Genomic DNA, 5,850 nt, shown 5'->3' with positions numbered 1-5,850 from the left:
TATAAGAAAGTGGTTGCAGAGATAGAAGGCGTTAAAAAAGAGATAGAAAAATTTGTTGCAGCAAGCAATAAGGATGCAAAGGTTAAGCTTGCATATAACAGAGGCAATAAGTTTATTAAACTCGGACAGTATGAAAATGCTTTAAAGGAATATGAAATTGCAATTCAGCAGGATCCTTCATGGGTAAAAGCCTATTTCGGCAAGGCAATTGCACTTAAAAAATTAAGAAAATATGATGAAGCAGAATCAACTTATGAAAAAGTTATTAAGATTGATCCTACCATGGCAAAAGCTTATTTTAACCTTGGAATACTCTACCGTTCCCGTGAGCAGTATAAAAAGGCAATTAATGTTTATGAAGAAGCATTGAAGTATGATTCAACTCTTTTTAAAGCATACTATGAGATAGGATATAATTATTATAAAATAAAAGATTATCCCAAAGCTGTAAAAGCATATAAAAATGCAATTGGAATTAATCCAAAATATGGAAAAGCGTATAATGCTCTGGGTACTTCTTTAATTGAGCTTGGCAAGTATAATGAAGCAGTAACTGCTCTAAATAAAGCTGTTGAACTGAATTCCAGAAATGCAATAACATATTACCGCCTTTCTGCAGCATACAATAATCTTGGCCAATATAATAAGGCTGCTACTGCTGCTCAAATGTGTATACAGAAAAAAAGAGGGTTCGGCCCTGCATATATTGAATTAGGCAAAGCCAAAGAGGCCCTTGGTGACAAAACTGCTGCAATTGCCAATTTCCGCAAAGCGGCAAAAGACAGAAGATATGCAAAGTGGGCTGAATGGAAAATAGCGCAGATGAAGAAGACTCAATAAAATTAACAGATTATGCTGCAAATAAAGTTCTCGTAGACCCATCGTTTTAACGATGGGTTTATGCGTTCATATATAATCTATTTTGATAAGGAGAATTAAAAGACATGGATTCCGGAATCACTGCAGCTTTAATTGTAATGGGTGCTCTCGGACTGTTTTTCGGGATAGGGCTTGCCATTGCTTCTTCCATTTTTGCAGTTAAAAGAGATCCCAGAGTAGACCAGATTGATGAGATCCTGCCTGGTGCAAATTGTGGCGCGTGCGGTGCTCCCGGATGCGCAGGATTTGCAGAGGGAGTTGTAGAAGGTAAATATGAAGTCGCCGGTTGTGTGGTAGGAGGCTCTGAAGTAGCTCAAAAGATTGCTGCTATACTCGGTAAAGAAGCAGGAGAAGTTGTCCCAAAAATAGCAGTAGTACGCTGTCAGGGGACAAAAGAAAACTGCCCTGACAGGGCAATATATCAGGGAATAAAAGATTGTGCAGCTGCTAAGTTTGTTGATAATGGAGCAAAAGGGTGTGAATACGGATGCCTCGGACTTGGTACCTGCGTTGAAGCATGCCCTTTTAACGCTATGTATATGGGAGATGAAGGCCTTCCGGTTGTAATTGAAGATAAATGTACTGGCTGCGGTAAATGTGTTGAAGCTTGCCCGAGAGACATTATGGAGCTGATTCCCAGAGACCAAAAAGTGTACATAGCATGTAAATCAAAAGATTTCGGGAAAAAGGTTAAACAGGTTTGCAAGGTCGGCTGTATAGGCTGCAGTATTTGTGCAAAAGAGAATGTGACGCCTGGCGGAATTATCACAATGGACGGCTATTTACCTGTAATCCATTACGATAAAGTAAATCATCCTGTAAAAGACTTTGAGGGTGCAGTTGCAAAATGCCCTTCAAAATGTTTTGTAGTACGGGAAAGAACAGAAATATTTGAAACAGCTGAAATTGCAGAACAGGAATCATGATGCGCAATAAGTTTAAAGGGCCGTTTGTAATTTTATTTTTTCTTGCACTGATGGCAAGCAGCGGATACAGCCAGATAAAGTGTACTGTAATAAGAGAACGTACTCAAACTCCTCCAATATTCGGCATGTCCGGCAAGCTGGAGAATACAAAAACCTGGATTTTTGAGGATAAAATACGCAGAGACGATGGCAGGGGAAGCTCAAAGATTATCAGGCTTGATAAGGGCTTAATGTGGATTGTGAATAACAGGGACTCCTCCTATACTGAGTTATCAAAGGATGAATTTCAGGGTATGGCGGTTATGGCTCTGATGATGTACGGAATTACTTTTGACACGCTTACAGGAAAAGTGATTATTCCTGATCCTTTATTTAAGAAAACAGGGAAAAGGGGCGAAGTTAACGGATATAAGTGTTTTGAAGTTGTTCCGACAAAAATGAGTCAGAAATCATCATTTATAAAAGGTATAACAATGTGGATAAGCCCTGATACCGGGCTTGAGCCTGAACTTTTTGCCGATATTTTAAAAAAGACCCTTGGGGGCATGGGGGATGATTATAATAGTTTTTTTAAGCAGATTGAAGAGCTTGGCGGGTATCCTGTCCGCATTGAGACAAAGGCTTTGGGCAGGGTTGTTACTCAGGATTTTCAGGGTTATCAGAAAGAAACAGTACCGGCGAATTTTTTTAATATACCTTACGGATATAAGAAAAAGGAAGGATTTTTCGGGCCGCTTTAATATAATCGGCTGTGATCTATATTGAATGTTTTTGCCGGAAGCAGAGCTTTCGGCAAAATTATATATAAAGCCAAAAATTTACAGATTATTTTAATCAGCAAATAGAAAGTTCTTAGTCCCCTAACTATGATTGTTGTTGAATTGGGATAGAAGAGTTTTTTTGGAAAGCATAATAATAATAATTCCTGCTGCATTTAAAATAGATAGAAACAGAAGAGAGTAGTATATCCCGTAAACAGGTACAAAAAATGCAGATATAAGTATTGCACCTGCTGCGGAACCTGCAAGATCTCTGCTGTACAGAGATGTAGATGCAAATTCCGGTCTGATTCCGTTATTTGTTAAAATTTGAGTTGCAAGGGGAAACTGGAACCCTCCTATAAAACCGCATAATCCTGTCATTATAGGGAAGACCAGTGGAATAATTCCGTATAGGCCGGAAAAGTGTTGAAAAAACATCAGTAAGGCAGCAAATCCCAGAGGGAAGATAAACATAATTAGTTGCGTTGTAATGAACATAGAGAGAATTTTTTTGTTTCTTAAAAAAATGATTGCTATGCGCGATCCTGCTGCAAGGCCTATCATGTATCCGGCGATTATTATTGACAGAGCATAAAAGGCATAGCCGTAAATTACCTGAAAAGAGATTATGGCAATTATTTCAAGTGATATTTCTGAAAACCCAACAACGGATATTGAGTAGTTTACTCCCGAATAAATAGAAGGATAACCCTTTTGTGAATTTTTAGTGTATAATAGAAGAAGCAGACTCAGTGCTATAATAATTAAAACAGAATAGATAAAAGGCATGTCCTTTATAGCTTTAAAAATAGATTTAGCTTCGGGTGCGAATGTAGTTGCCCACAAAATTGTGTCAAAATAGTAGCCGACAGGCCGGAAATCCATGTTAAGATGGAGGATTTTTCCCGGTAAAATATTTGCCTTTAAATATGAAACACGTTCTTTGGAAAGCTGATAAGGGATATAGTACTCTCTTACAAATCTGGTTTTTAATTTTCTGGCTTTGATTCTTTTAATAAACAGACTGGCATTTAAAGATTCATTCACAGTATCTGAAAATGCAATAAAAAAACATGTTTCTCCCGGTATAACAAAAACAGATTTGAATTGTGCTTTGAGTGTCTTATGGAGCATGCTCAGATATTCCGACTGTTCAGGGCTTATTGCATTTTCCGAGGATGGAACCCCTGTTGAAAAAAGTCCTCCCTGACTAAGCCTTTCTTTTACTTCTCTATAGAAATTTACAGTGTAAAATCTGTTTAATTGAGCATTATAAGGACTTGGGAGCGCAGTGATAATTACATCGTACATGTGCCTGTCCGTCCTGATGAATTTTCTTGCATCTGCATATACTATTTTTACTTTTGGATTGTTTCGGACAGATATTGCTTCGGGTAGTTTTTCAGAAATATTTAGAGCAGATTTTGTCAGGGCAGGGTCGAGATTGACGTACGTTACTTTTATGACAGAAGGATGCAGCAGGACTTCATGTATTAATCCGTACGGGCTTCCTCCTATAATGAGTACTTTTTCAGGATGTCTGTGTGATAGCATCGCGTAATGGACAGATTCCTCTTCTGTTAATTTATCAGGAACAGAGAAAAGCAAAACTCCGTTTTGGAAAAAATTATACTGGTTGCCGAGGCGTGTTATAGTTATTTTACCGTAAACAGAGTTATAAGCGCCAATAAGAGTGTGGCCCTTCCATGGGGCTTTTAAGAGGTACGACCTGAACATTGGCGTTGCAAACAGAGTAAAAAATATTATTGAAAAAATAGCAGGCAGAATAAAAATATTTTTCTTATATTTATCCTTAATAAGAATTAGTGCTGCTGTCAGAAGGTTGATGACAAAGAGAAAGATGATTATTATTGAAGAATCAAAGTAGCGAATGAGTATAAGGCTTGTTATAATACCGCCAATACCTGAGCCGATTGATTCATAGAAGTAAACCTTGCTGACAGGTTTTGAACTATTATTATTGTTTTTATTGGATATCAGGCAGGCACCTGAATAGCAGAATCCGCTTATCAGGCAGAATGGAGCAAGTGTAATAAATGTCGCAATTATAATAAGGTTAAGCCCTGCAACTTCTCCGGGAGAGATTGATAGTATCTGTCTGATAAATCTGATAGCGGCAAGAGAGAAAGGTGCAAGAAAGGAAAATATGATTTGAAGTCCGGCAATTGTGTTTATTGTTATATGACGGGTTCGTGCAAGTTTGTAAAATAATTTACTTCCGATTGCCGTCCAGATTAACCATGAACCAAGGGTTATTCCTGTAGACAGCTCATTGCCATGGAATATAGATATAAGTTCGCGTGATACGATAATTTGAGCGCAGATAGCCGAGAATCCCACAATGAAGATGAATGTATATGAGAATTTAGCCGGATTCCCTTGCATAATAGTTTAAAGATAGGCAATACAGTTTAATTGTGCAATAAAAAAAGGAATGGAGATATGCTCAAAGTTTACAATACCCTGTCAAAAAAGAAAGAGGAGTTTAAACCGTTAAATCCTCCTTTTGTTGGTATCTATGTATGCGGGCCTACAGTATACGATGATCCGCATTTGGGGCACGCAAAAAGTTACGTATCTTTTGATGTTATTATAAGATTCCTTCGTGCTCTTGATTACAAAGTAAGATATGTTCAGAATATCACGGATGTAGGACATCTTCTCGGTGATAATGAAGAGGGAGAAGACAAAATTATAAACAAGGCAAAATTAGAAAAACTGGAGCCTGTTGAGATAGCACAGAAATATGAAAGAAGATATTTTGATGCAATGGACAGGCTGAACTGTCAAAGGCCGGATATATCTTCAAGGGCAACCGGATTCATAATAGACATGATTGAGATGGTTAAAATTCTAATTGACAAGGGATATGCGTATGAAACTAACGGCAATGTCTATTTTGAAGTGGCAAAATTTTCTGAATACGGCAAGCTTTCAAGGCGAAACATTAATGACTTGAGAGAAGGTACCAGAGTTGAAATTGCATCCGATAAAAAGAATCCGGCAGATTTTGCTCTTTGGAAAAAGGCTGATACCGAACATATTATGAAGTGGCCGTCACCCTGGGGTATGGGATATCCAGGCTGGCATATAGAATGTTCTGTAATGTCAATGAAATTTCTCGGAGAAACCATAGATATTCACGGAGGAGGAATAGATAACCAGTTTCCTCACCATGAGTGTGAAATAGCGCAGAGCGAAGCTGCAACAGGCAAGCCGTTTGTTAAGTATTGGCTGCATAATAACATGGTCACTGTTGAAGG

At 38.1% G+C, this 5,850-nt stretch carries 5 protein-coding genes; 4 read left to right on the top strand and 1 reads right to left on the bottom strand.

Going from position 1 to position 5,850, the window contains the following annotated elements; genetic code table 11:
- From J7K93_05870 to J7K93_05860, 3 genes are all read left to right on the top strand, one after another.
- On the top strand, nucleotides 1-840 hold an 840-nt coding region (locus tag J7K93_05870), incomplete at its 5' end, for a tetratricopeptide repeat protein (GenBank protein ID MCD6116520.1).
- Nucleotides 841-944: 104 nt separating this feature from the next.
- Nucleotides 945-1,805, top strand: coding sequence for an RnfABCDGE type electron transport complex subunit B (locus J7K93_05865; protein MCD6116519.1), 861 nt, complete (start codon nucleotides 945-947; stop codon nucleotides 1,803-1,805).
- Nucleotides 1,802-2,545, top strand: a complete 744-nt coding sequence (locus J7K93_05860; protein ID MCD6116518.1) for a DUF4412 domain-containing protein — start codon at nucleotides 1,802-1,804, stop codon at nucleotides 2,543-2,545. Before J7K93_05865 ends, J7K93_05860 begins: the two co-directional genes overlap by 4 nt.
- 120 nt (nucleotides 2,546-2,665) lie before the next feature.
- Here J7K93_05860 and J7K93_05855 read toward each other — a convergent pair whose 3' ends face one another.
- Complete coding sequence (locus J7K93_05855; GenBank protein ID MCD6116517.1) at nucleotides 2,666-4,972, bottom strand: hypothetical protein; 2,307 nt, start codon at nucleotides 4,970-4,972, stop codon at nucleotides 2,666-2,668.
- A 57-nt stretch (nucleotides 4,973-5,029) separates the two neighbouring features.
- On the opposite strand from J7K93_05855, the gene cysS reads away from it, so the two are divergent.
- A partial coding sequence (gene cysS / locus J7K93_05850) for a cysteine--tRNA ligase (GenBank protein ID MCD6116516.1) occupies nucleotides 5,030-5,850 on the top strand: 821 nt, incomplete at its 3' end.

The organism is bacterium (assembly GCA_021158245.1).
Lineage (GTDB): Bacteria > Zhuqueibacterota > QNDG01 > QNDG01 > QNDG01 > QNDG01.
The sequence above is the reverse complement of the archived record's forward strand: the minus strand, read 5'-3'. Positions and strand labels throughout refer to the sequence as shown.

Excerpts from the sequence above, each read along its gene's own strand:
- J7K93_05865 (MCD6116519.1), top strand. The coding sequence starts at position 945 with ATGGATTCCGGAATCACTGCAGCTTTAATTGTAATGGGTGCTCTCGGA.
- J7K93_05860 (MCD6116518.1), top strand. The coding sequence starts at position 1,802 with ATGATGCGCAATAAGTTTAAAGGGCCGTTTGTAATTTTATTTTTTCTT.
- J7K93_05855 (MCD6116517.1), bottom strand. The coding sequence starts at position 4,972 with ATGCAAGGGAATCCGGCTAAATTCTCATATACATTCATCTTCATTGTG.